This is a genomic window from Nostoc sp. (assembly GCF_036917535.1).
Taxonomy (GTDB): domain Bacteria; phylum Cyanobacteriota; class Cyanobacteriia; order Cyanobacteriales; family Nostocaceae; genus Nostoc.
Genome location: NZ_JBALDA010000060.1, coordinates 13988 through 39734, shown reverse-complemented (window position 1 = coordinate 39734; position 25747 = coordinate 13988). Strand labels below are relative to the sequence as shown.

The following is a 25747-nucleotide window of genomic DNA, read 5'->3' as shown; positions in this document are numbered from 1 at the left end:
ATCCTAAATTCACCACGATTTTACGCAAAGCTGTGCTAGGAATCATGAACAGCTAACGGCAACAACAAGCGACTGACTACCCGATTATCTGGTAACTGATAGAAATTCAACTCTCCTCTTAGTTCTTGCATGAGGTTTTGGCAGATCGCCAGATGTAAAGCTGGTGGTTGGTCAAGATTGGAAGGAGCAAGCACATCTTTAGGTGTATTATCATGTAGTTCTGTTAATAACTGTGGTTCGATCGCACCGTTATATGTGATTGATAATTCTAGCGATGTCTGATGTTCAGCTCCTCCACTTGTAGAAGAATGCTTTGTATCTGAGGGTTTTGACGCATCTAAACGGCGACACCAAATATCAATTCTGCTGCCGATTTGAGAACGGTTACAGGCAGTAATTAATAATTCATGGATAACTAATTCAATTTTGACAATATCACCAGCGATCGCCATTGCAGATTGAGCGCTGGAGGTAGGAACGCCTCTAACTAATAAAGAATTTTTGGGCGCTTCTTGCTCGTCAATTGATTGTCCCAAACCATGTACACCAATCCACAGCTTTTGTTGTTTGAGTAAATTTTCAATCCGTTCGAGCGATCGCTTCAGTAAACTGGCTATGGGCATAGTTTCCCAACTGATATGTAGCTGCCAGTTCTCAAGTTTTAGCATTCCACTCATAGAGGTGGCCGTATAATCTAACTGCCGCAGCAATAGCTGGTAGCGCATTTGAGTCAGTTCATTTGCAGGAATGCCCAAATCATGTATTTGTTTAAGGGAGTGCGCCGTTATTCTTTGAATTTCCTCTAGGCGACGATGTTTGTACCAGTTAAGTTGTCGTAATTCTTGTGTTGTGGATTCCAAAAGTCGGATAATTTGCTTTTCACGACGCCACCAGGCTAATTGAGAAATCAGAGTTGCTGTTGCACTGAGGTTTTGTTCTGACCAACGACGCTGTTGATAGTCTACTAGCAACACTACACCAGTGGTTTCATAATCAGCAGTTGTACGTAATGCCATTACCAAAATTTGACTTTTGTCTGGAACATTCAACCATTTCCGGGTTTCTGGAGGTAAATTATCTACCTTCAAAGTCAGGTAAGTCTCTGTAGCAAGTGCCCACTGAATTAAGGCTTCAGCCTGGATAGAAATAGATGTATCAGAAAAAATCCCAAATTGACTATTGTCAATCACTCCAGGAATAATTTCTGCCCAAGTTTCACCAGGTACCCAGGATAGCATTAGCGCTAAGGGACAACCCAAAATTGATGCTATTTGTTCGAGAGATGCAGCTTCTAAATACTTTTTTTCGACCTCAATGCTGTTCTGGGATTGTGTCAAGATGCGTAAGCATTGCTCAAACGCCTGGGAAGTTTTTTGCTGCTGGGTGGTGTGATGATGTAATTGCCACTGACGAACAATTACACCAATCTGTTGACTGACCGCCCACAGCAATTCCTTTTCTAGAGTTGTCCAAGAACGATGGCTTTCATGAGTAATCACCAAAAGTGCTGCTGGTATATGTTCGTGAGTGCATTTACAAACAAGTAGCGATCGCACATTATTCTCTAATAACGAGGGTCGCCAGTTAAAAAAGCGTAAATCTTCATCTAAGTTCTCAATTTCCACCGCTTGAGTTGAACTTTCCAAAAGCTGCCCATCTAATTCTTTGAGAGTATGCAGGGTAAATGTCAACGGGCGACGATTATGGGGCTGACTTTGGTAAGTAAATTGATAATTCTTCTGCTCAGAGTCATACTGTAACAGTAAAAAGCGCGTAGCACCTAATCGAGCTAAAACTCTTTTAGCACAACTGTGTAAAGTTACCTGAAGGTCATGTTCGCTATAGATACCTTGGGCAACTTGGCTAGTCAGTTGGGCATCCTCTTGAATCTGTTTAATAGTGCTTTCCATGCTTTCGGTAGGTGTAACTAGGGAGATTAAACCAGCAACACCCTGGACAAAATTTTTGTCTGTGTCCGTCCAGATGCGAGGTTCATTGCTTTCCACCGCCAGAAAACCGACTAAGTTCTTTTGCCAGATAATCGGAGCTGCTAGGAGCGATCGCACCTTCAAGCGTTGCAGCAATTTTGCCGTAAAATGGCTTTTTAAAGAACTGCGGGCATCACCAATCGAGACTATTTGGTTAACTGCTAAAGCATAATAAAAATCGCTCAAGTCCTGTACAGTCATTCCCGCTGCTTGTTGACTGCTAGAATTGCGATCCATTTTGACTAGCTGATTACTCATTCGACACCAAAAGTAGCGCCCTTCCCGCTCAAACCAGTAAACATTTGTCCGGTTGGGGGAGACAAATTTATGAGTTGCTTGCACCGCTACTTCAAGTCTTTGATTCAGGTTACTGAGGGTGCGTAAATTTTCTAGCAATTCTAATAATGGCTCGTCGGTTCGCCTGGTTTGCTTTTGGTGCTTATACATTTCATTTTGATAAAGCACTGCCCCTAGTTCACCTAAAACCATCATCAAACGTGCTTTTGTTTCTCCTGTCAGTAGGTAGCCCCAGCGTTCTGAACCCAGTAATACCAAACCCAAGCAACGGTCTTTGTAGCGAATTGGTAAAATAATCGTTCCTTGGATGTGGAATTTTTCGGCAATTTTTCGCCATTCGGCGGCACGGATTTCAGTTTGCAAATCAGCTACGCCTAAAGGACGATGTTCAATTACTACTTGTTCTAATAAATCCCCAGGACTAAGAACAACTCTTTGGCGTAAAAAGCTCATGTCACGATCGGGTGTGATACCTCCTTTGCCAAATAATATGTGATTCAGGCAATCGTAAAGAGCAATCCAAATCAGTTTGTAGTCAAACTCTTCTTTGAGATAAGAAATAGTAGTTTCAATCAGAACGTCAACATCATCTTCTTCTCTAAGGCTCTGGAGGACGCGCCCCAAAGAGAGGATTTGCTGTTCGGCGGCTATAGGTTTTTGCGGCTGCCCCATCTGATTTCTTGGTTAACATAACTTGTAATATATAAGATGCCCAGAAAAGCACCCTGAGTAATATTGCCACAGGTGTTTGCTAAAAGTTGTAGGTAACAGGTTCGTTAAAGTTAGATTATAGAGTGCTAGGAAAATGGGCGAAACTACATCTGATGCTCAAGAGGAGCAAAGACAAGTCTCAGAGGAAAAGCGAGAGTCTGCTGAAAATACCAGGCTCTCACAAGAGGAGCAGCGACAGATTGCTGAAGATACCAGGCTCTCGCAAGAGGAGCAGCGACAGATTGCTGAAGAAATGAGAGATTCTGCCGAAGAAATACGGCAGATTGCTGAAGAAATGAGAAATTCTGCTGAAGAAACTCGGCAGATTGCTGAAAAAGTGCGGGTAGATAAAGAAGAACTCCGACAAGCTAAAGAAGAACTCCGACAAGCTAAAGAGGAAGCGCGGCACTCTAGCGAATTCGCGTAGTGTTAAGGATTGAAATGGATATTTATCAACTTGCTATTCGTCCGCTTTTGTTCAATGTAGTAAAAACTGATTCAGAGTGGTTACACCAGCAGACGATTCGCAGTTTGAATTGGCTATCGCAAACTCCTGCTAGTTGGGTAAACCAACGCTTAAAGCAGTCCTTATGTCTGTACGATTCCCGCCTAGAACAAAATTTGTTTGGGCTAAACTTTCCGAATCCTGTAGGGTTAGCAGCTGGCTTCGATAAGGATGGAGTAGCTGCTGGCATTTGGTCTAACCTGGGTTTTGGCTTTGCAGAAGTAGGAACTGTAACTTTTCATGCACAGCCAGGAAATCCCCGTCCCCGTTTGTTTCGCCTACCGTTGGATAAAGCTGCTCTCAATCGGATGGGCTTTAATAATAGTGGTGCAGTAGCAATGGCGGCACGTTTAGCACAAGAAAAGCATGAGTTAACCCGATCAATACCCATAGGGATAAATTTGGGTAAATCTAAGGTAACTCCCCTAGAAGCAGCCGCAAAAGATTATCTCGATAGTTTTCGTTTACTCAAAGATTTGGGAGACTATTTTGTTGTTAATGTCTCTTCTCCCAATACACCAGGGTTGCGATCGCTCCAAGATGCTTCTATGCTCAGTGCCATCTTGAATTTATTACAACAAGAAAATAATACACAAAAACCAATTTTTGTCAAGATAGCACCAGATTTATCATGGTCAGCGATCGCTGACATCATAACTCTTGCTAAAACCTACCAACTGGCGGGAATTATCGCCACTAACACCACTATCCGCCGTGATGGACTGAAAACCCAAGTGATTGACCAAACTGGGAAATCACCCCAGGATGAAGCTGGCGGAATTAGTGGTGAACCATTACGCGATCGCTCCACTGAGGTAATTCGTTTTATTTGGCAGCAAACTCAAGGACAAATCCCGATTATTGGTGTGGGTGGAATTTTTTCTGGTGAAGATGCTTGGGAAAAAATTACTGCTGGTGCTAGCTTAATCCAAGTTTATACAGGCTGGATTTACGAAGGGCCGCTGATGGTACGCCGAATTTTAGCAGGTTTACTTTCCCAGCTAGAACAAAGCGGATTAAATTCCATCAACGAAGCTGTAGGTTTAGAATTCAAAAACCAACGAAGGCAGGAGGCAGAGGGCAGGAGGCAGGAGTAATACCAATTCTCTAAAATAAGGCAACAGATGTAAGCAGGGATTGCCTTGCTGCATCTAAATTTTTCAATTGCGAATTGCGTTAGCGCAGCGTAAAGCCTTCTCCTAAAGGAGACGCTAACGCGAACGGCATGGCTTCTCTACGAGACGCTACGCGAACGCTTAGAGCGAGTCTGTGTTCGCTTTTAGCGTCTCGTAGAGAGCGTCATTGCGAATTGGTATAAGACTGCCCGTACTTTATAATTGCTGCGATCAGAGGAAGCAAGGGTTTAAGACAACAACACTGAACTTTCGTTCAGGGCTACCAAATCATTCTAGGTCGAATCAAGCGATGATTTTCCCCTCCTGCCTCCTTCAACCTTCTTCTTCCAGTGGGAAAAACTCTTTAGCTTTTTCCGAGTATGACCAGGCAATTCCATCAGGGTCTCTGCTGCGACTCCACTCAGGAAACTCTGGATCGTTGCGCCGTTTATAAACCGTGCTGGAATAGACATTGAGCCGTTTCGCAAGTTCAGATTGAATCAGAGAGCCAAAAACTAATTGTTTTTCCAGCGATAGTTTAGCTTCCTCATGTGTTTGCTGTGGGAGTGATTCGGTTTCTGGTTCTTCCTCCTGTGTAGTTGGTGGTGCTAATAGCGAACGCGCTGTTTTAGTAACTGGTTGAGCCGGAAGTTCTTTAACTGGCTCACTACTATCAAGAATATTGCCAAGAATGCTGGCAGTTATAAAGTAATAAGACTGCCCTGCCTCTTCAGAGTTAACTATACTGGCACCAAATTCCGAGGCTTTAGTATCCAAGTAGCGTTTTGCTGTTGTTCCAGGAAAATTGCCCCTGATTGCCAAGTCCATTGGCGTAAGTCTGCCCTGATTTTCACGAACCAATTGATGAAAAATTGGGTTAACTCGATGAGTCCACTGTTGCCATTGATATTCCTGCCAAAGCTTGAAGGCAATTACCAGCAAAATTACCGCCAGTAAAATTCTCCAAGTGGCAACTAGGAAAATAATCAAAAACGAGATGGGCAAAAGTAAAACGAGAAAAGCCTTACCGTTATCTTCTATGGGTTTCTCACTCATGCCGATTTTTGCCAAGTGAATTTTGGGAAATAATATTATTATATTGGCAAAAATTGGGACACTTTTTTGTATCTTTTGGCAAAGTTGCGGCAAATTTGTCGGCAAAATCTTTACTCAGTAGGTGTTATAGGTTTATTAACCTTCTGCTTATCTAACATTGGTTTGCGATCGCGCAAAAGTTTTTTACCAGAGAAAATAAGGGGGTTGTGATGAGAGCGATGGCAATACATCTCAGATAATATCCCTCGAAATTCTAAGCGGCGGCTTACTTATACCGCTCAGACTTTTCTTTGCAAAGCAATAATTCTAAATTAGCTTGCCAGACCCTTGACAAAATATAATACATGCACTACATTAATAATACAAGTCAACTTTCACTAGAAAGTTAGCTTTCACCAGTAGCGAATAGCTCAAATGGCAGAGCGCCCACTTTGCCCGAAAGGGCCGACATATCGAGGGTTATCGCATATAACTAAAACACCCCCGATCAAACTTCTGGAGGTGTAGGTAAAAATCCTACTTCGTTACAGCAAATTTAATGCTGAGTTTTGAATTTATATGTGGTGGGTAGCTCAGTGGATAGAGCGCCTAAATATCCTTATTCACACCTTGCCTGAAAAGGCCGATGAATTGAGGGTTATCGCCTGTCAAGCGGGAGGTCGCGGGTTCAATTCCCGCTCCACTACACCAATTAATTTTAGATTTTGGATTGAATTTAAATTCAAAATTTTCATGTGGCGGGTAGCTCAGTTTGGTAGAGCGCTAAACATCCTTGTTCACCCCTTGCTTGTAAAGGCCGACGAATTAGGGTTATCGATTAGGGTTCGAGAGGTCGCGGGTTCAAATCCCGCTCCGCCACCTTTCATTTTTGCCCGCAAGGGCCGGGAGATGAAGCGATGAATTACAATTTTTTCACTAAAAAGAAAACTACAACACCACAAAATCAGCCTATCCCCGGCCGAGAAGCTGAGATGATCAAAGGACGTTCCGGTGGCTGGATGTTTGATGCTGGCATTTGGAAAATGCTGCGTCGCTGTCTGTTGGTTGGCACAGCAAAAAGCACTTACTATGCTGAAAAACAGGAATTAACTGAGGATTTTGTGACAGTTGTCAGACAAGCTGTTGCCGAAAATCCTGGCCGGGTAGCAGAAGAAATTCTTTATGCTAGCGATGGACGCGCCATCAACAACAGTGCGCCTATCTTGGCTTTAGTATTGCTATCAATGGGTGAAGCATCAGAAGCAAAACAGGCGTTTGGTGAAATTTTCCCGCAAGTTGTCCGCACTGGTAGCCACTTCTACGAATGGCTGAACTACACCAAATCTCTGCGGGGATTTGGCAAAGTTGTACGGGAAGCTGGTAAAACTTGGCTCTCAAGGGAAGATGTCAAAGGTTTAGCTTATCAGTTGTTGAAATATCAACAGCGTCAAGGTTTCTCCCACCGAGATGCGTTGCGGTTATTCCATGTTAAACCGCCTACAGAAAATCACCGTCAACTATTTGAGTGGGTAGTTAGAGGCTGGGAAGAATTGCCAGCAGATATCCCCTCAGAAGCATTGGCGCAGATTTGGTGGTACGAGTGGCTGAAACGGAATCCAACCCAAACCCATGAAGCTATTTCTCAAGGACGTTTAACTCACGAAATGGCTGCACCAGTGGGCAAAATGGATAAGCTTGCTTGGCAGCTACTATTTCAGGAAATGCCAATAGCTGCAATGTTGCGTAACTTGGGTTCTTTAACTGAACTGGGTGTGTTGCGAACAGATGAAAGTGTCAACTTGCTGCGAGTAGAAGCAGTTCTTAACAACAAAGAACATCTGCGTAAAGGTCGCATCCATCCAATTGATGTTTTGAAAGCACTCAAAACTTATCAATCTGGTGGCAGATTAGGACGCAGTAAGAAAACTTGGAACCCAGTTCCTCGGATTGTAGACATTTTAGAAAAGGCGGTTGAACTGTCTTTTGATGTTGTGCAACCCACAGGTAAAGTATTCATGCACGCCGTAGACGTTTCTGGTTCTATGGGTAGTATGGTTGCAGATATGGGACTGACTTGCTGTGAAATTGCCACGACAATGGCACTGGTGACAGCAAAAGCAGAGAAAAACTACATGATTCGTGGTTTTGCTACCGAATTCCGAGAATTGGGTATCACTGCCAAAGATAGTTTTAGTTCTGCGGTTCGCAAAGCTAGCAATCAAAACTTCGGTGGAACGGATGCGTCTGTAGCTTATGACTGGATGATTAAGAATAAGTTCAAAGCAGATGTAGTCTGCTTTTGGACTGACTCGGAAAGCTGGGCTGGGTATAAGCATCCAAGTCAAGCACTGAAGGAGTACCGCAAAAAGGTAAATCCCAATGTCAAGGCGGTGTATGTCACCTTAACACCTTACCAAATTACTTTGGTAGATCCTGAAGATTCGCTGTCTTGGGATTTGGCAGGGTTCGACCCAGGTACACCTCGGATCATCCAGATGCTGGCTACGGGTGAATTGTAGATATTGCTGAAGGGTAAAGGATGAAAAACTTTATCCTTCATACTTCATGGCGGGTTATCCTTGTTCGCAACTTGCCTTTCGGGGCCGAAGAATTTAGGATTATCGGTTACGTCTCCACCATTGTGGGGATTAGCGGGTTCAATCCCCGCACCCGCCTTTGTTTTTGATTTTTACCTCACGCAAAGAAGAAAGCGATTTAATTTTTGAATGGTCGTTTTTCTATTTCAGCGATGGGTAAGAGTAGGGTGTCTTCGATATGCGTAGGCGCAGCCCGTCGTAGACATCGGACTTGATTCAGAAGCACAATGTATTATTCTGACTCAGGAATTGCTGAATTCTTCATCAAGTTTTACTTGGAAAAAATCAATAATCTTTTGGATGAGCAACTTTCGTAACTGTGATTAGCGAAGCTTCTTCCTGTATTTGATAAACAATACGATATTTATCAAAAATAACTAAATACAAATTTCCTTCAGATTCGAGATTTTTTACTCCTTGTGGAAGTGGATTTAATGCCAATTCTTCTAACTTCGCGATCGCTTGCTGCTGCACTTGCGAATTCAGTTGTTTGATTTGCTGCACAGCTGTATTTACAATTTCTACTCTATAACTCACTCTCCCATCTCCCTTTTGAGATTTTCAAGAGATATTGTACCGATTTGTGATGCTTTTTCTAATGCTACGTGAGCATCTCTGACATCGGCTTTGTCGCGTTTTGCTTCAATTAATTGATGCAACTGTTCCATTGAGGTAATTTCAATTCCTGGTTCTTCTTTAAGCTTATCGACTAATGTAGAAAAAGCCTCCTGTTCGTCTCGGTGTTCCAGCACATAAGCTCTTAATTCTTGCTTAGTCATCGCTTGAAAATTCGGCTTGTTCATAAGTATCTCACTTTCCCATTTGGAAATATTTCTAGTTGAGTGTCTTCTCCCGCAAGTATGTAAATACGGTTAGTTGTTTCATTTATTCTCACTATGTGAATTGAGCAATACATATTGGTCAATTGGTAGCAAACCCTAAAAAGCTCTTTTGCTTGCTCTACCGTCGGCTCTTACATAATTTATTTAGTGCTACCACTCCCGTTCTGTAAAAAAATAAACAAGAAATCAATTCGCTTTAAAATAGCTAGCCGCCGAATTGGTGAGAAATGGAACTATTGTCTTCGCTCTTACCATACAAATGTACTATATATTGCTCTATAGGTGCTAAATTTGGCAGAATTAACGTAATTCATCCTCCTGTTGGGTAAACCTGATGCTAATAGGCGAAATTCTCCGAAATCGCTACAAAATTATCAACCTCTTAGGAAGCGGAGGGTTTGGTGACACATACCTGGCATAAGACTTAGACTTACCTAACCATCCCAAGTGTGTAGTCAAACACCTCAAACCCAACTCCGACCCAACAATATTACAAATCTTTAGAAAATTATTTGATAGCGAAGCCCAAGTTTTATACTGCTTAGGAAATGATAGCGACCAGATACCGCGATTATTTGCCCACTTTGAAGAACAGGGTGAATTTTATTTAGTCCAATGACACCACAACAACCGCAACGACCACAACCACCGTCACCGCCTGCACCGAAACCCCAACCCCCAGCAGACCTGTCACGTCGTCGGGTGATTCAAAATGTGGGGTGGACAGTTGCGGGGTTCAGTTTGGCAATTGTAGGAGAGCGTCTATTTTCTTCTTTACAAAGAATAAATTTACAAACCTTTCCATTTGAAACAGTGGCGGTGAATGCACAAGGAAAAATCACCAACCGCAGCAACCGAGAAGCGAAATATTTTGTTGAAGACTTGGGGAATGGTGTCACCTTGGAAATGGTGCAGATACTACAGGGAACCTTTACGATGGGTTCACCAGAAGGAGAAGCCGAACGAGAATCAAATGAAAGTCCACAGCATCAAGTAAAAGTACCTGGGTTTTTCATGGGTAAATATGAAGTCACTCAAGCACAGTATCAAGCAATTATGGGAACGAATCCTTCCTATTTCAAAGGTGAGAAACGACCTGTAGAAAGGGTGAGTTGGGATGATGCAGTAGAATTTTGTAAAAGGTTGAGCCAGAAGACAGGAAAAACCTACAGATTGCCCAGCGAAGCCGAATGGGAATATGCTTGTCGCGTTGGGACGACTACCCCGTTTTATTTTGGCGAAACAATTACCACAGATTTAGTCAACTATAACGGTAACTTTCCCTATGGCTCTGCACGCAAAGGTGAATATCGTAGAGAAACAACAGATGTCGGAAAATTTCGGGCGAACTCTTTCGGTTTATATGATATGTATGGTAATGTATGGGAATGGTGTCAAGATGTATACAACAATAATTACTTAGACGCACCGAGAGATGGGAGTGCGTGGATAAATGATAAAAATAATATCATAAAGTTGCTCCGTGGCGGTTCGTTCACTTCCTATGCTCGGAACTCTCGGTCTGCCAGACGTGACTCCGGCTCGCGCGATTTTCGCAGCTTTGACTTTCGCGGCTCCGTCCTTAGTGGCTATGAGGGTTATGAGGTAGTTGCAGATGTGGGTTTTCGGTTGGTTGCGGTAGCTGTGGCATGAGTACTCCTCAAAGTCAGAGTCGGTAAATGGGAATTTATAGAGCGTACATTAAGGAGTCCAGACCTGAACCAGCGAGGAAGGTGACGACCTCCGAATATCAAACCGAGTTAGATAGCTTGGTAGGTTGCAAAACCAAAGACTTATCCAACTCAATTAGATAATAATTTATAACATTTCCTGTTCTAGCGAGGTACGAGGTAGGGGCGCAAAGCTTTGCGCCCCTACAAATTTCTGTACTTCATTTGATTGGGAACCGCTATAGTAAGTAGTAGGACACAATTAATTACACAATGTCATTGCGAATCGAGCGAAGCAAAATGAAGTAATCGCAAGGGCTGAGATTGCTTTGCTTCGCTCGCAATGACTGTAAATATTTTTGTCCATCTACTGAGTACATATAGTAGATGTATGTTGGGTTTCACTTCATTCAACCCAACCTACAAAATCCTGATTAAAAAAGCTAACAAGTTTCTATTCGCTAACTCTAGAACTCACCATGACTCAAAAAACCCATCAACTCCCCTTAACCTTCGAGCAAATTATTAATCTTGTCCTACAACTTCCCGCACAAGAACAAGAACAACTTATTCAATAAATAAAGAAAACCTCTCCAAAAAATCTGGTTGTGAATAAACCAAAAGGGATTTTGACATTAGAAGTGGTGGAAGCAGATTAGTATTAATTCGTAGCTACGAACTCAATTATCAACCTTCTTCCTCCCAGTTTTTCTATAATTATTTTAGTCTTAGGTGAGATTGTAACTGAAGATTAGGCTGTTATTTATATGCTTTGGATCAGAAGTGCGATCGCCTACGCTCGGCTGGAAGCGATCGCAATTTTTTACAAGTACAACGCAAAAATTTGAATGCTGATCAATTATGCAACTACCGAATGGTTAATTAAAGAATTTCCCGAAGGAATTGATAATTGGTTTCCAAAAGATACCAGTTAACACATAAGGAGCGTATTGTAAAAGTGGTAGGTTTAGCTGCTTCGATGGCTTCAGGGGTAAACACTCTAAGAGAAAAGGCACTATACAAGTAAGCCCATAAGCAGTTGCTAAGGCTGTTTTCCATTCAGGATCATTGCCTGCAATTGGGCTAAAATAAATACCCAGCATAATGAAAGAGATCATAAAAAACTGCTCCCATAAAAACCAGGATTTGGGTGGTAGAAAATAAACTAACTGGAGAAAGCTGTTGTTGTCTATTTTTTGTCGCATTCCCAAAAGTACAGCCCAAGTTGCAGCCCCAACAATACCATCATCTTTCAGCCCATAAGTTCTTTGAAAGCGTTTAACGCCTCTTTCAATTTCACGACTAAAATACCCGTCAGGTTCTTTTTTCAAAAATCCTTCTTCATTGAGAATAGTTTGCAGTTCCTTAACTGCATCCTGTAATTTTGGAGACATACTTTTTTGATTGCGGTAAAGCCTTGGGTAGAAAAGGCAAGCCCAACTCAGTGGCCCAAATATTCCATCTACCTGAAGATTATTGGCTTTCTGAAATTTGATTACAGCCTCTTCTGTTTCTATGTCAAATTTACCACTAATAGTTGAGAGAAAACCCTGAGATTGAAGTTGCTCTTGCAGTTCATTGATTGATTCCTGTACAGAGTTTGGCGAAAACCCTTGGTATAATATGGGACGTTTATTGAATACACAGACTTGTTTTTCTTCTGGAAAATAACGCCGGGATTGTTTTAGTCCAAACAAGAGGTTTAAAAAGCTAAGCGTTTTATTTTTCATAGTTTTGTTGAGTAATTTGTGAAAAAATTATCTGGTAAAGTTTTAGAGGTTAGAAGTCGGTATGGTCGGCAGTCTCCTCTATTTACTAAAGGCAAAGATGGATTTATAAATCAGCTTATCGGTTAAATTTAAGACGTGAATTAACATTGTTTAAAAAATGTTAGTAATTTGTCAAACTTTTATTCGTTAAAATGTTGCTAATGCCACACTAATGATAAATTTATCGGGTGATATTTATGTCAAATCAGTCAGAAGATTGGAATTTACCTAAAAGTTGGAATCGCAAGATTTTGCGGGACTGGGAGATAGACCGACTACTGACTAACTTGGAGATTACGGTTCAAAAACGTTACAGACAAAGTACTAAGAAAGACCTGTTACTTGGGTTACTCTGTGGGTACAGCTTAAAAAAGATTAGTAAAGATTTGGAAAAAAAAACGAAACTGTCAGAGCAGAGTTAAGCCATATCTATCGGGATATTGAGACTTTGACAGGAGAAGCAAATAAAAGTGTCAAATCCAGTAATCTTGTCTATGTTCTGGAAAAACATGGTTATCGTAGAGGTTCTGTTATATCTGCTATCCAACGCCGTGACATCCCTCACAATTTGCCAGCACCGACATACACGCAATTTATTGGTCGCGAGGCAGATATGAATAACCTACTAAAACGCCTTTCGCCGGATCATGGTGTTCACATAATCACGGTGCATGGTATTGGTGGTGTAGGTAAAACGGCGCTAGTGTTAGCAGCTGCTTACCTGTGCTTAAAAGCCACTAACGAAAACTCTTCTGACGCCCCCAAATTTGATGCGATTATTTTTACTTCAGCCAAACAACAAGAACTTATTCCTACCAATAGTATATTGTGGCGGCAACAGGGACAGCGTAACCTGCGCGATATCTTTCGGGAAATTGCCAATGCTTTACAGGAGCCGACAATTCTTCAATCTCCTCCTAATGACCAATTTGATCGTGTACGCCAAAGTCTCTCAAAACGGAGAACACTATTGATTGTGGATAATATGGAGACTATAGAGGACAGAGATGAGGTTATTGAGTTTTTATATAATCTACCCATTTGCGTAAAAGTAGTAATTACTAGCCGCAAGCAAATGGACTGGCTGCCGATCCGTCTGCTAAATTTACCTCTTGATGATGGTTTGCAGTTGATTGGACAACAAGCCGAAGAAAAAGGTATAAGCATCAACGATGAGGACTCTAAGCAGCTATACGATTGCACTGGCGGAATCCCTCTGGCGATTGTATATGCGATCGGTCAAGTATCGAGTGGCTATTCCTTAAACTCAGTATTGGCTCGATTAACCTTGGCTACAGGTGATGTAGCTCGTTTTTGTTTTGAGGAATCAGTGCAAGGAGTGCAGGGAATTAAAGAACAACCACCCCACAAGTTACTCATGTCACTGGCGATTTTTCCTGACTCTGCCATACTCACTGCTGTGGCTGAGGTTGCTGGACTAACAGCCGCTCCTGATGCTGTAAATAATGGCTTGGCACATTTGCAGCAACTTTCTTTAGTGAATCTCAATCCAGAGACTAAGCGGTTTGAGATGCTCTCTCTAACTCGTGAGTACGCCTTAGCAGAATTAGCTGCTTACCCAGATTTTGAGAGGGAAGCACGGAGGCGCTGGGTGACATGGTATCTAGATTTTGCCCACGATTATGCCGGAGAAGATTGGGAAAAGTGGATACACTACAATAAGTTAAAACCAGAGGAAGGAAATCTCCGAGCAGTACTTTATTGGTGTAAAGACCAAGACCGCTATGAGGCAGTTAGAGATTTATGGTTGCTCTTGAACCACTACGCCAATCTTTATGCTTATTGGAATGATCGCCTCTATTGGTTGCAATGGCTTATAGAACAATCAGAACTACGCGGTGAATGGTCATCTTTAGTCAAATTCATGATCCGCAAAACCTGGCTGCTAATTCGGGAGTGTTCGCCTGAAGGTCTGAAAAAAGCAGACGAAATCTTACAACAGGCGTGGGTTTTACGCGACCATGCAGATTCATGCGTTCAGGCTGACTTAGCCGAAAGTATAGCTAGGCTGCAAATCAGACAGAATGATTATCAAGATGCACACTACTGGCTAAATGTAGAAGAAAAATTGGTGATCGAGGCGAAGTTAGAGGAGCGAAAGCACATCCGCTATTTTATTCCCGTTCTTTACCATCGGGCTGAAATTTTTTATTTAGAAGGTGAATGTGTTTTAGCCAAACAACTATTTCAAGAGGTGATGACAAGTGCAGAACAAATTAGTTGGCATCGGGTGATTAATTCTGCTCAAAATTGGCTAGCTGATATTGCAATAATAGAACAACGCGATGGCGATGAAGCTCAAAAGCTATTAATTCAAGGCTTAAAAGTTGCTAAAAGCACTAATAATAAACGGCGTTTGGCTCGCTATCAACGTTCTCTTGCTCGTTGGGAGAGAAAGTGGGGAAGTGCAGAGAAAACCCGCCAATTATCAATTCAGGCTATTAATAGTTTTATGCAGTTGGGAATGACACGGGATGCACAGGAGATGCAAATTTTCTTTGATTCACTGTAATCATTTGCAAACAACGTATTTCCAGTTGTTTTCTAGTATGGCTGCTGCCAAAATTAAACAATGGGTTACACCTTGTCGCCAGCGATCGCACTTTTAAATATGGCAGTCGAAGTATAGGCTAAGACTATGTTGGTTGCTGAAACCTTTGATAATACTGAGTTTCTACTCAGCACTTAGCACGGGCTAAACGCCCCGCTTCCGCTAACAGCACTTTGCTATACTGCGTAGACAAGATGCGTTATTTGTCAAAAAAATGTAATATAAGTTAGTAACAATTGGGCGATCGCTGTTCCTTTTCAATCTAATACTATTAATGCAGCAATATCCTACATATCAGCCTGGTTTCATCCCAAATTGTCCACCCAAAGACAGTAGATGAAGTTTTGTCTGACTAACTATAAGGGATGAAATAGCTCTGCTTTCCAAACAGTAAAAAAGGAACAGATTTTTATGACATTTGATTACGACCTGTTTGTCATTGGTGCTGGACCTGGGGGATTGGCAGCAGCTAAAAAAGCAGCTAGTTATGGTGTACGTGTTGCTGTTGCCGAAGAAGAAGCCATTGGTGGAACCTGTGTAAATCGCGGCTGCGTTCCAAAAAAGCTGATTGTCTACGCTGCTGACTTCGCCCTGCAAAATCAAATAGCACACAGTTATGGGTGGAGTGACTGTCAAACATACTTTGACTGGACATTATTTATTAAGTCAGTACATCAGCATATTGACAGCGTTAACCAATCCTATTTTCAGCAATTGCAAAAAGCTGGAATTGAATTAATATCTCAACGTGCCACTTTCATTGATGCCCATACTATCAATATTGATGGACGCAAAGTTACAGCCGATAAAATTTTAATTGCTGTGGGAGGGCAACCCCTTAAGCCCAAAATCCCAGGTATAGAATACGCCATCACATCCCGCGAGATGTTTCAGCTACCCTATCTGCCAAAACGTTTAGCAATTATTGGCGGCGGCTACATTGGCGTAGAATTTGCCAGCATGATGCACGCTTTTGGCTGTAAGGTGACGGTAATTGAAAAAGATGAGATGATTTTATCGGGGTTTGATGATGACATTCGCTCTGCTGTACAACAGGGGTTGATTAAACGCAAAATTAAGTTTTTCACGAACAGCACTGTTCAAGAAATCAAATACTCAGATGAGAGTTTGTTGCTAACTATTACTGGTAAGAAGCGAGAAATAATTACAGCAGATACTATCTTAGTTGCCATAGGCTACGCTCCAAATACCAAGAATCTTGGTTTAGAAAATGCCCATGTTGAACTAGGCGAAGATGGTGCAATCAAAGTAGATGAATACAGCCGCACCAGCCAAAACAATATTTTTGCTGTGGGTGACTGCACCAGCCGCGTGCAATTGACTCCAGTGGCTAAGGCAGAAGGTATTGCCTTTGCCAATACAGTTTTTGGGAACAAGCCGCAAAAACTAAATTATGATTATGTGCCTACTGCTGTTTTTTGTCGTCCAGAAGCGGCTAGTGTGGGGATGACGGAGGCGAAAGCACGAGAAAAATTTGGTGAATTTGTAGAATGCTACCGTACCCAATTCCAACCACTTTTGTATCAGATGATCGAACAAAATGAGTCAACCACTATGAAGTTAGTGCTTAATGCTGATTCTGGACAAGTTTTGGGCGCTCATATGGTGGGTGAACACGCAGCAGATATCATTCAAAGCCTTGGCGTGGCAATTCGCAAAGGCATTACCAAGCAAGATTTCGATCAAACCATAGCCATTCATCCCACAACAGGAGAAGAATTTCTGTCGTTATAGTTATAGCAGGAGGCAGAGGGCAGGAGGCAGGAGGTAAAACTATTGCTAACTCTAGCATTCACCCCATCCTTATGTCCTAACCTGTGTGACTACGGCTATAAATTAAAATCATGTGCAGGGCTGAGTGAAAAAGCCACAAACAGAGAAGGGGGAAATCCTTCTTCTCATCTCCCTATTTTCGTGCCTAATTATACTTTGGTATAGCAATCGAAGTATAGGTTAGGACGTTAAACGAATAGCTGTATCAACTCTCTCCCGAAAGTCTTCGATAGTGCCTTCTGATTTTCTAACTCGATTTTTTATGGGAAACCAATAATGCTCAATATCGTTAAAATCAGGAGAGTAGGGTGGCAAATACTCAATTTCACAGCCAGATGATTCAATTAATTCACGAATTCTCTGAGATTTGTGGAAACTGGCATTATCTAAAATAACTGTCTGTCCTGATTGAAGTTCAGGTAATAGTTTTTCTTCGAGCCATTTCTCAAAAATTAACCGATTACAAGAACCTTCAAACGTCAATGGGGCAACTAGCTTTCCTTGACATAAACCACTCATAATACTAACTCTAATGTTTCTTTTTCCTGATTTTAAATCGTGAAATCTTTTGCCTTTGGGATTCCATCCATAACCATAATCTTCTCGATTATCCATTCCTGATTCATCAACGTAGACTAGCTCTGTTGCTTGTTTTTGGCTGATTTTGGCTTGAAATTCCCGCATGAATGTCTTCATCCCTTTCTCGATACCCGTAAGTTTTTTTTTCGGGTATAACCAATTTTTTTTAAGGCTTTTCCTATAGTGCGTTAGCAAAGCTCGCCGCAGGCATCGCTAATATCTTCTGGCCAAGCTTCTGCCATTTCTTGTTGAGTTTTGCTACCATTTAACTCAACGAATTGCTGAAATTCCCCTAAATCGGTAATTTTGGAGTTGTATCCTTGTTGATATCCTATTTTTGCCTGATAATCTCCTGAATATTTTCTTTTCTTTAACCACGTGTCTATTGTATTCCGACTAATTTGAAAGATGCGACTCGCTTGAGTTTTTCCCATTCCTCCATCAATCGCATTAATCACTTTAGTTCTTAAATCGTAACTATAAGAGGCTGGCATTTGCTTTTTCAGCTTATTTATTTCTATTATGTCCTAAGCTATGCTTCGACTGCTATAACTCCAAAAATTAAATTATCCAAATTATTGTATTCAGGTTTAAATCCCCAACTCAAAATGTCTTGAATTTTGAATTTTGAATTTTGAATCGTTAATTGGAAGTCTCTTGTCCTTCTGAGCAAGATTTTGTGGTAATGCTTAAATCGTCTAAAGTATTCATTAATAAGTCATCTTGTGGGAGATAATGTCTGTGTTGGAAATTTACCAAATCGTCAACAGCTTTAAGAGCTTCAAGATCCTTAAGAGCCTCTGATGCAGACTGATATCGCTGTTTGAAGTCATCCAGCACCATTTTACTAAGAATCTTAGCTAGGGAGTAACTTACCTGAGTGCGATCGCTCCATTTGATCTCCCCGTTAGCATCTCTATCTAGCTCACGGGGTGCTATACCAGTTAAGGCTTTAATCCCAACCATGCCAACTGCATAGATATCACTACTGTAATGTGGACGCCCAAAACATTGTTCGCTTGGTGCGTAACCCTGAGTACCAATTCCAATGGTGAAAGGAGTTGACTCTGGACGATCAAGCTGTTTGATACCGACTTCTTTGACGGCTCCAAAGTCAATCAACACCAGTTTTCCGTCTGAGTGTCGCCGGATGATATTACTGGGTTTAATATCCCGATGAATCACGTGGTTTTCATGGACAAATGTTAATGTTTGCAATAAGTCCCTGATAATTTTGATCGCGGCAATTTCTTCAATTGCTCTACCTGCTAAAAATTCTTGATTTAAAGGATGACCGATTATCTCTTCTTGCACTAAATAAAATTCTTCATCTTCTTCAAAATAGGCCAAAAGTTGAGGAATTTGAGGGTGCCTTCCCAATTTTTCTAGTGTTTGTGCCTCTGAGTTAAATAAACGTCTGGCAAGTTGCAATCCTTCTGGTTTGGTGTTGGCTGGTTTTAGTTGTTTGACAACACATCGCGGATTTCCAGGACGTTGGGTATCTTCGGCAATGTAGGTTTCACTAAATCCACCGCAACCGAGAACTTTGACAATTTTGTAGCGTCCAGCCAAAACTTTCCCTGATAAGGCTAAATCTCGTTGCTGGATTAGGTGTTGGAAGTCATCTTGTTGGCTGATAATCTCTTGGACAATGGGGGAAGTTTTATACTTTTGAAAAATGTCTACTAATTGGCGTTTTCTGATGCTTTCCCTGATGACTGAGGTTGCCAAATAGCAAATTCCGGTCATGGCGATCGCCATCATTGGTACACTAGTGGGAAAAATTAACTGACCATAGACAAATAACCCATAACTAATTCCTCCCCAAGTGCCAGACAAGGCCAGGCTATAGAAAAATCTATCGATACTACGCTTGCGTCTGCTAATCATCAAGGCTGAACTGCCCACTAGCATTAGCACAAACAAACCCTGCAATAGTGGACTCTTAATTCCTGAGGCGAGCGCTTTGCCTGACATCAAAGTTGCGATCGCATTGGCGTGAATTTCCACGCCCGACATCGGTTCAGTGCTATTACTACCAGCGACTGGATAATAATCATTATCTAACTGATCTGTTGCACCAATCAGCACGATCTTGTCTTTGAACACCTTTCCCTGCTGCAAATAGCTGTTCCAGTTTTGCGGGTCGAGTACGTGCAAAAAAGGCTTTTGCTCAAATGTACCCGCAGGTCCCCAAAAATAAATGCGATCGCCTTTTGGTTGAGGATAATTTACTTGTGCTGCCCTCAGCGCTGCTTCATCAAAAGAGAGTTGCTTTTTGGTAAATAAATTATCTTCACCTAATAATTTGGGATACTCACTCGCTAATCGATGAATTTTTCCATCTACTTCTAAAGGAAAATTAACTGAGCCAATGGATACTGACCCCGTACGAAACATTTGTTGTGGGTCTGTTAGTTGCGTAAAAGAGCCTTGGTGCGTCTGGGAATTTTCGTAGACGGCTGCTAAGGTAACTTTTTTGCCATATTTTTGCAATGCTGCCTGAAATTGGCGATCGTCCGTAGCTCCATAACTACTTGGTGTGTCAAAAACTACATCTAATGCTACAGAGCGGGCACCTGCTTCGATTAATTTTGTGATTACCTGGGAGTATGCAGCACGTTTATAAGGATAAGATTTCAGTGTTTCTAAGTAGGCATACTGTTTCGGATCTGTTTTATAGTACTGTTCGGGAACGGATATTGACTGATCGTCTATTGCTAAAATTACAATGTCTTCTGGAGGCACAATCGGCCCGCGCAGTTGAAAAAACCCAGAAAGCATCTGATTTTCCATCAATTGAACCAATTCCCCACCAGAAGCACTCAATAGTGCGCCTCCAATTATCCAAGTGCCAGCCAGTAGATGACCTAAGCGAACCATCCACCTAGAGTGCCGAGCAGATGCTGTCGAAGTCACTTTTGTTGGTTTACTTGACAGTCTATTGGCAGTAGAGACATAGTTTTTAGTTAAGGTAGATGTAGGTTCTTCTGCCATATCGTGTTACTGATTGATTTAAGTCCAACACTTTTATTTATTCAGACCACGTTTTAGTGTAAGCACATTGAAACAAGACTTAAATGACAATCTTATATATTTGTAAAGTATCTTCTATTCATAAACAAACTTTTATTGGCAGAGCTAGCCTCCCAGAAAATTTTACTCAACCACTACTTAATTTATTCTTTTTATGTTGAATAAGTTACAAGTAGTGATTGTCTCACAGATTGGAGCCGGATATACTCCACCTGTGCATTTGGTTGTGGCAAGATTTTACTCTAACCTAACCAACAAGTACGTTACTAACTGGGTGCTATACCAAAAGCAGTCCCAAGGCTGTCTTTTGTTTCTGGTGCAATGTTGGTAATATCCAGAAAGCGTGTCCTGATACTGACAGCTTTACAAAAGATAGGCATTAATCTATATCTTACCTTAAGCCTATATTATACCTCTTTAGGAGTAAACTTTAGTGTTATGCAGTGATGAATGCTGTCACTGGATCAATTTTATGGGTAGATTTTGATCGCTGGGTGGCTCTTGCTGTGCTGGGTGAATCAGGTTAACACCCTGGATCTCAACTTTAATATTGCAGGCGTTTTTATGTCTTGAAAGAGGTAGGATAAAAGCTATAGATAAAGAACTACGTTATAGATATTAGCAAACAAGGCATTTGAAAATTGCTATAATCTATTGTTCCATCTAAATTCATATATATTATTAGGTGTAAATTTGTATGGGTTCTCCAATGAATCGTCTGTCTATTTTTGTAGATGGAAACAATATGTTCTATGCTCAACAAAAAAATGGCTGGTTTTTTGACCCGCGACGAGTCTTAGAATACTTCAAACATGAGCAATCAGAAACAACATTAATTAATGCCTTCTGGTACACTGGCTTAAAAGATCCACAAGACCAGCGAGGTTTCAGAGACGCTCTAATTAGTCTAGGATATACAGTACGAACTAAAATTCTCAAAGAATATTATGATGATACGTCAGGTCGTTACTCGCAAAAAGCGAATTTAGATATTGAAATTGTTGTAGATATGTTTAATACAGTAGACCAGTATGACCGAGTAGTATTATTCAGTGGTGATGGAGATTTTGAAAGAGCAATCGAATTATTACGCTCAAAAAATACACATATTACGGTAGTATCAACAGAAGGAATGATTGCTAGAGAACTACGCAATGCTACTGATAGATATATAGATTTAAATGATATCAGAGATCAAATAGAGAAAACTGAAGGTTAATAGCTTTAACAATTATTTACAAAAATCAAAACTAGAGTTGAAGATATATTAAGCTACAAATAAACACTAAACACTAAATAACAAACGGCAAATGACAAACAAAACAGATCGAATCATTATTTTTGATACAACATTGCGAGATGGAGAGCAGTGTCCGGGAGCGACTTTGAATATAGACGAAAAGCTAGTTATTGCCAAGCAATTAGCGCGTCTAGGTGTAGATGTAATTGAAGCAGGCTTTGCCTTTGCAAGTCCGGGAGATTTTGAAGCAGTCAAGAAGATTGCTCAAATTGTCGGGACAGAAAATGGCCCGGTAGTTTGTAGTTTGGCAAGAGCGATTAAAGCAGATATTGAAGCGGCTGCTGAAGCATTAAAACCAGCAGTTAATGCCAGAATTCACACATTCATTTCGACTTCTGATATTCATTTAGAGTATCAATTGCGAAAGTCACGGGCAGAAGTGTTAGCGATCGCCGAAGAAATGGTAGCTTATGCCAAGTCCTTCATGACAGATGTGGAATTTTCGCCGATGGATGCGGCTCGTTCCGATCCAGAATTTCTGTACCAAGTCTTAGAGCGAACAATCGCAGCTGGTGCAACAACAGTTAACATTCCCGATACTGTAGGTTACACAACTCCTAGCGAATTTGGGGCCATAATTAAAGGCATTATCGAGAATGTCCCCAACATCAACCAAGCGATTATTTCTGTACATGGTCACAATGATTTAGGCTTGGCAGTTGCTAACTTTTTAGAAGCCGTGAAAAATGGCGCACGGCAACTAGAATGTACGATAAATGGCATTGGCGAACGCGCCGGCAATGCATCACTAGAAGAATTGGTAATGGCCTTGCACGTGCGGCGGCAATATTTTAATCCTTATCTCGGCAGACCAGAAAATTCTCAAGAATCCCTGACAAATATCGACACCCGACAAATTTACAAAACCTCACGCTTAGTTTCCAATTTGACGGGAATGTTGGTACAACCAAATAAAGCGATCGTCGGTGCAAATGCCTTTGCTCATGAGTCTGGAATTCACCAAGATGGTGTATTAAAGAATAAGTTAACTTACGAAATTATGGATGCCCAATTGATTGGCTTAACAGACAATCAAATAGTTTTGGGCAAGCATTCAGGTAGAAATGCTTTTCGTAGTCGGTTGAAAGAATTAGGCTTTGAACTGTCAGATACTGAATTAAACAAAGCCTTCGTCAGATTCAAAGAAGTAGCAGATAAAAAGAAAGAAATATCTGATTGGGATTTGGAAGCGATCGTTAATGATGAAATCCAACAAGCACCCGATTTGTTCCGGGTAGAGTTGGTGCAAGTTTCCTGTGGTAGCAACGCCCGTCCTACTGCTACAGTTACCCTGCGTACCCCAGAAGGTGAAGAATTAACTGATGCTGCGATCGGTACTGGGCCAGTGGATGCAGTTTACAAAGCCATCAACCGTGTGGTGAATGTACCTAATCAGTTAATTGAGTTTTCTGTGCAGTCAGTAACAGCCGGTATTGATGCCATTGGCGAAGTAACGATTCGTTTACGTTATGAATCTAAAGTCTTTTCTGGTCATGCAGCGAATACAGATATCATCGTGGCATCCGCGCAAGCTTATGTAAATGCATTGAATAGGTTGTATGCATCTTTGCAAACTCAAGAAAAGCCAAAGGAAGTAACTGCACAGAAAGTCTGAGATCGGATCTGTCAAACTGTCTATTTTTAGCTGATGTTAACAAACTCCTTTCCAACTTTGGGGAGGAGTTAATTTATGAGTTCCAAAAATTTATTGGTAATTATGCTGACAGAAAAACATATAACTATCAGAGAAACCACTATTAAAGAAGATTTACTGATTGCAAAACACTTTTACCAAATGTGGCTAGATATTGGTGTTGATGAGAGTAATATTCTTCTGGAGTGGCAGAATATTACCCTCCAATTTATAGAAGAGGCACATCGAGATTTGTTTTATAAGGCTTTTGTTGCAGAGGTTGATAATACAGTTGTGGGTTCTGTAAGTTGTCAACTGTTTGCAGGCTTATACCCGAATGTTTTTAAAGATAAATACTGCAAATTTGGATATATTTGGGGCGTTTAAGTTGAACAATATTATTTCAGACAAGGCATTGCTAAATCTCTAACTAGTAGAGCAATTGAATATTTAAAAGCGCTTGGTTGCACGCGAGTAGTTCTTAACGCCTCGCCATTAGGTAAACCAGTTTACTCCAGTCTCGGTTTTTCTGAAGGTAATGCAATTAGATTTAATTTAACAAAACAGAATTCAGAAATTAATTCTGTGTAACTAGCAGATGAATAAACCTAAATCTGATAGGATAAATTTCTAACTCAAGGAACATCCTTGTTTGCTTATATTCGAATTTATACAACCCATATTTTGCACCCTAAGAGACTTCCAAAAAATAAAGGTGTTGCTGAATTATGGAATGATTTAGCTTAGTTTTGAACGAGTCCTATGTGGAGTCATGTCAAAGCCAAGTTTTGTTATCTCTGCGGTACACCAATTCGCGCTAATTGCGGTAAATCTGTGTTGTCTTTGATACTAAATTGCAAAAGTTAGTATTGTTTGGAATTTAAGGTCTGCTGAACTAGCTTTGAAGCAAACGATACTATGTATCAGAACTTGGTATGAGATACGATTTTGTCCAATTTGTGGCTTTGCTTATAAAACGCCCGTTAAAACGCAATGAACACTTATTTTTATCAAACCCATATTTCACAATACTTTCAGCCTATCTTGTCCTTGGTGACAGCTTCGCTATATCTACACCAACTCACTCGAATTCTTCAATTTATATAAATGACATAGAAGTTACATAATATTGACATACATTTTATTTAATATCCAAATAAGGTAAGAGTCTGAAATCAAATTCCCATTAATCTCTCTCATTCAATTGAGGAGAGCAATTTAGTGATGTTTATTCCAAGAAATATTCAGACATTTCTGGTAATAAATTACTGGAATTTTCAATTATATCTATTTGGTGCTATGAAAATAGAATATCTTTTTCACCGCTTCAAGTTAGGTCTGCATAATAAGTGGTGGTTGTTGAATTACAAATTTCGAGAAATACTGATTAAACTACAGTTTTACTGGCTTTTGTATCAAGGTAGTCAGCTACTAAATATTAATTATAAATCGGTCATTGTATTTTCTCCTCACCAAGATGATGAAGCACTAGGTTGTGGGGGTATGATTGCACTCAAGCGAAAACAAGGGATACCAATTAAAGTTATTTTTGTGACAGATGGGGGAGGTTCTCATCACGGTAATACTAAGATTACACGTTCAAAAATTGTTCAGATTCGTAAAGAAGAAGCGTTAGCAGCTTTAAAAATTTTAGGGGTGGAATCAATAGATATTCACTTTCTTGATAAATGTGATGGTGCATTATCCAAAATGACAGAAGCTGAACAACAGCAAACAATTGAAGAAATGGCCCAATTATTAAGTAGTTTTCAACCACAAGAGGTGTACGTTACTCATAAACAAGATCGCAGTCCAGATCATGAAATTACTTATCAATTGGTTAAAGCTGCTATTGATAAAGCAGAAGTAAAAGTAGAGCTATGGCAATATGCTATTTGGTTGCTTTGGAAGTCTTTATTGTTTAGCAACCTGAAGTTTGATGAATTGGTAGGCGCTCATCGAGTTGCAATTCATCAAGTGCGATCTCAAAAAAAGCAGGCTATTGAAACCTACCGTTCTCAATATTTACCTATAGATGCTGAATCGAGTGCCGTACTTCCCCCTGGTTTCCTCTGGCGGTTTTTCTTGCCTTATGAGGTTTTTTTCAAATCAGACTCTGGTCAGGAATAAAAAAGGCTTTTTATCTAGCTTTTAGGCTAAAATCCTGTACTTCACTCAATACTTCTCACTCAGTTAAGGTGAAAATAAAAAGCGTTTCAATTCACCTTTCCCCTTGCTTATAATTTTCTTTAAAATTAGATTTTTGTCACTTAACTAGAATTGTTAATTTATCCAAAAAGTATT

Annotated in this window: 17 protein-coding genes, 2 tRNA genes and 3 pseudogenes; 13 read left to right on the top strand and 9 right to left on the bottom strand. The window is 40.7% G+C overall.

Features of this window, described 5'->3' with window-relative positions; translation table 11 throughout:
* Positions 1-35: 35 nt before the first annotated feature.
* Complete coding sequence (locus V7K56_RS19610) at positions 36-2957, bottom strand: GAF domain-containing protein (protein ID WP_334912683.1); 2922 nt, start codon at positions 2955-2957, stop codon at positions 36-38.
* 133 nt (positions 2958-3090) lie between these two features.
* On the opposite strand from V7K56_RS19610, the gene V7K56_RS19605 reads away from it, so the two are divergent.
* Both V7K56_RS19605 and V7K56_RS19600 read left to right on the top strand, forming a co-directional pair.
* Positions 3091-3423 (top strand): hypothetical protein, encoded by a 333-nt coding sequence (locus V7K56_RS19605; RefSeq protein ID WP_334912681.1) that lies wholly within the window; start codon positions 3091-3093, stop codon positions 3421-3423.
* A gap of 14 nt (positions 3424-3437) precedes the next feature.
* Positions 3438-4598 (top strand): quinone-dependent dihydroorotate dehydrogenase, encoded by a 1161-nt coding sequence (locus tag V7K56_RS19600; protein ID WP_334912697.1) that lies wholly within the window; start codon positions 3438-3440, stop codon positions 4596-4598.
* A gap of 351 nt (positions 4599-4949) precedes the next feature.
* On the opposite strand, the gene V7K56_RS19595 is transcribed toward V7K56_RS19600, so the two are convergent.
* On the bottom strand, positions 4950-5672 hold the full coding sequence (locus V7K56_RS19595) for a hypothetical protein (RefSeq protein WP_334912679.1): 723 nt from the start codon (positions 5670-5672) through the stop codon (positions 4950-4952).
* A gap of 560 nt (positions 5673-6232) precedes the next feature.
* On the opposite strand from V7K56_RS19595, the gene V7K56_RS19590 reads away from it, so the two are divergent.
* The 3 genes from V7K56_RS19590 to V7K56_RS19580 all read left to right on the top strand — a co-directional run bounded on the left by V7K56_RS19590 (position 6233) and on the right by V7K56_RS19580 (position 8170).
* Positions 6233-6362 (top strand) — tRNA-OTHER (locus V7K56_RS19590).
* A gap of 45 nt (positions 6363-6407) precedes the next feature.
* Positions 6408-6531 (top strand) — tRNA-OTHER (locus tag V7K56_RS19585).
* Positions 6532-6568: 37 nt separating this feature from the next.
* Positions 6569-8170: a TROVE domain-containing protein gene (locus V7K56_RS19580; protein ID WP_334912677.1), complete on the top strand. Its 1602-nt coding sequence runs from the start codon at positions 6569-6571 to the stop codon at positions 8168-8170.
* A 363-nt stretch (positions 8171-8533) separates the two neighbouring features.
* On the opposite strand, the gene V7K56_RS19575 is transcribed toward V7K56_RS19580, so the two are convergent.
* From V7K56_RS19575 to V7K56_RS37165, 3 genes and pseudogenes are all read right to left on the bottom strand, one after another.
* On the bottom strand, positions 8534-8785 hold the full coding sequence (locus tag V7K56_RS19575; protein ID WP_334912675.1) for a type II toxin-antitoxin system RelE family toxin: 252 nt from the start codon (positions 8783-8785) through the stop codon (positions 8534-8536).
* Positions 8782-9051 carry a DUF6887 family protein gene (locus V7K56_RS19570; RefSeq protein WP_334912673.1) on the bottom strand — a complete coding sequence of 90 codons (270 nt, stop codon included), beginning with the start codon at positions 9049-9051 and terminating at the stop codon, positions 8782-8784. Before V7K56_RS19570 ends, V7K56_RS19575 begins: the two co-directional genes overlap by 4 nt.
* Positions 9048-9209, bottom strand: a pseudogene (locus V7K56_RS37165) (DUF6888 family protein); the annotation flags it as partial. The gene V7K56_RS19570 and the pseudogene V7K56_RS37165, both read right to left, overlap by 4 nt.
* A 215-nt stretch (positions 9210-9424) precedes the next feature.
* Between V7K56_RS37165 and V7K56_RS19560 the strand changes: the two are divergent.
* A pseudogene (locus V7K56_RS19560) lies at positions 9425-10743 on the top strand (SUMF1/EgtB/PvdO family nonheme iron enzyme).
* A gap of 895 nt (positions 10744-11638) precedes the next feature.
* Here the strand turns inward: V7K56_RS19560 and V7K56_RS19555 are convergent.
* Positions 11639-12490, bottom strand: a complete 852-nt coding sequence (locus tag V7K56_RS19555; protein WP_334912669.1) for a peptidoglycan-binding domain-containing protein — start codon at positions 12488-12490, stop codon at positions 11639-11641.
* 487 nt (positions 12491-12977) lie between these two features.
* Here V7K56_RS19555 and V7K56_RS19550 point away from each other — a divergent pair, with 487 nt between their 5' ends.
* Complete coding sequence (locus V7K56_RS19550; RefSeq protein ID WP_334912667.1) at positions 12978-15062, top strand: NB-ARC domain-containing protein; 2085 nt, start codon at positions 12978-12980, stop codon at positions 15060-15062.
* 450 nt (positions 15063-15512) lie between these two features.
* On the top strand, positions 15513-16856 hold the full coding sequence (gene gorA / locus V7K56_RS19545) for a glutathione-disulfide reductase (protein WP_334912665.1): 1344 nt from the start codon (positions 15513-15515) through the stop codon (positions 16854-16856).
* A gap of 219 nt (positions 16857-17075) precedes the next feature.
* On the opposite strand, the gene V7K56_RS19540 is transcribed toward gorA, so the two are convergent.
* The 3 genes from V7K56_RS19540 to V7K56_RS19530 all read right to left on the bottom strand — a co-directional run bounded on the left by V7K56_RS19540 (position 17076) and on the right by V7K56_RS19530 (position 20471).
* Complete coding sequence (locus V7K56_RS19540) at positions 17076-17669, bottom strand: IS630 family transposase (protein WP_334912663.1); 594 nt, start codon at positions 17667-17669, stop codon at positions 17076-17078.
* Complete coding sequence (locus tag V7K56_RS19535; RefSeq protein ID WP_334909665.1) at positions 17663-17968, bottom strand: IS630 transposase-related protein; 306 nt, start codon at positions 17966-17968, stop codon at positions 17663-17665. Before V7K56_RS19535 ends, V7K56_RS19540 begins: the two co-directional genes overlap by 7 nt.
* A gap of 148 nt (positions 17969-18116) precedes the next feature.
* A complete protein-coding gene (locus tag V7K56_RS19530) occupies positions 18117-20471 on the bottom strand; it encodes a CHASE2 domain-containing serine/threonine-protein kinase (protein WP_334912661.1) in 2355 nt (784 codons plus the stop codon).
* A gap of 736 nt (positions 20472-21207) precedes the next feature.
* Here V7K56_RS19530 and V7K56_RS19525 point away from each other — a divergent pair.
* The 5 genes and pseudogenes from V7K56_RS19525 (at position 21208) to V7K56_RS19505 (ending at position 25573) form a co-directional block, all read left to right on the top strand.
* Positions 21208-21729, top strand: coding sequence for a LabA-like NYN domain-containing protein (locus V7K56_RS19525; protein ID WP_041565194.1), 522 nt, complete (start codon positions 21208-21210; stop codon positions 21727-21729).
* A 91-nt stretch (positions 21730-21820) separates the two neighbouring features.
* Positions 21821-23425 (top strand): 2-isopropylmalate synthase, encoded by a 1605-nt coding sequence (locus V7K56_RS19520; RefSeq protein ID WP_334912659.1) that lies wholly within the window; start codon positions 21821-21823, stop codon positions 23423-23425.
* Positions 23426-23500: 75 nt separating this feature from the next.
* Positions 23501-23830: a hypothetical protein gene (locus tag V7K56_RS19515; protein ID WP_334912657.1), complete on the top strand. Its 330-nt coding sequence runs from the start codon at positions 23501-23503 to the stop codon at positions 23828-23830.
* 15 nt (positions 23831-23845) lie between these two features.
* A pseudogene (locus V7K56_RS19510) lies at positions 23846-24034 on the top strand (GNAT family N-acetyltransferase); the annotation flags it as partial.
* 633 nt (positions 24035-24667) lie between these two features.
* The gene (locus V7K56_RS19505; protein WP_334912695.1) at positions 24668-25573 is read left to right on the top strand and encodes a PIG-L deacetylase family protein; all 906 of its coding nucleotides are present in this window, start codon (positions 24668-24670) and stop codon (positions 25571-25573) included.
* The last annotated feature ends 174 nt before the right edge of the window (positions 25574-25747 follow it).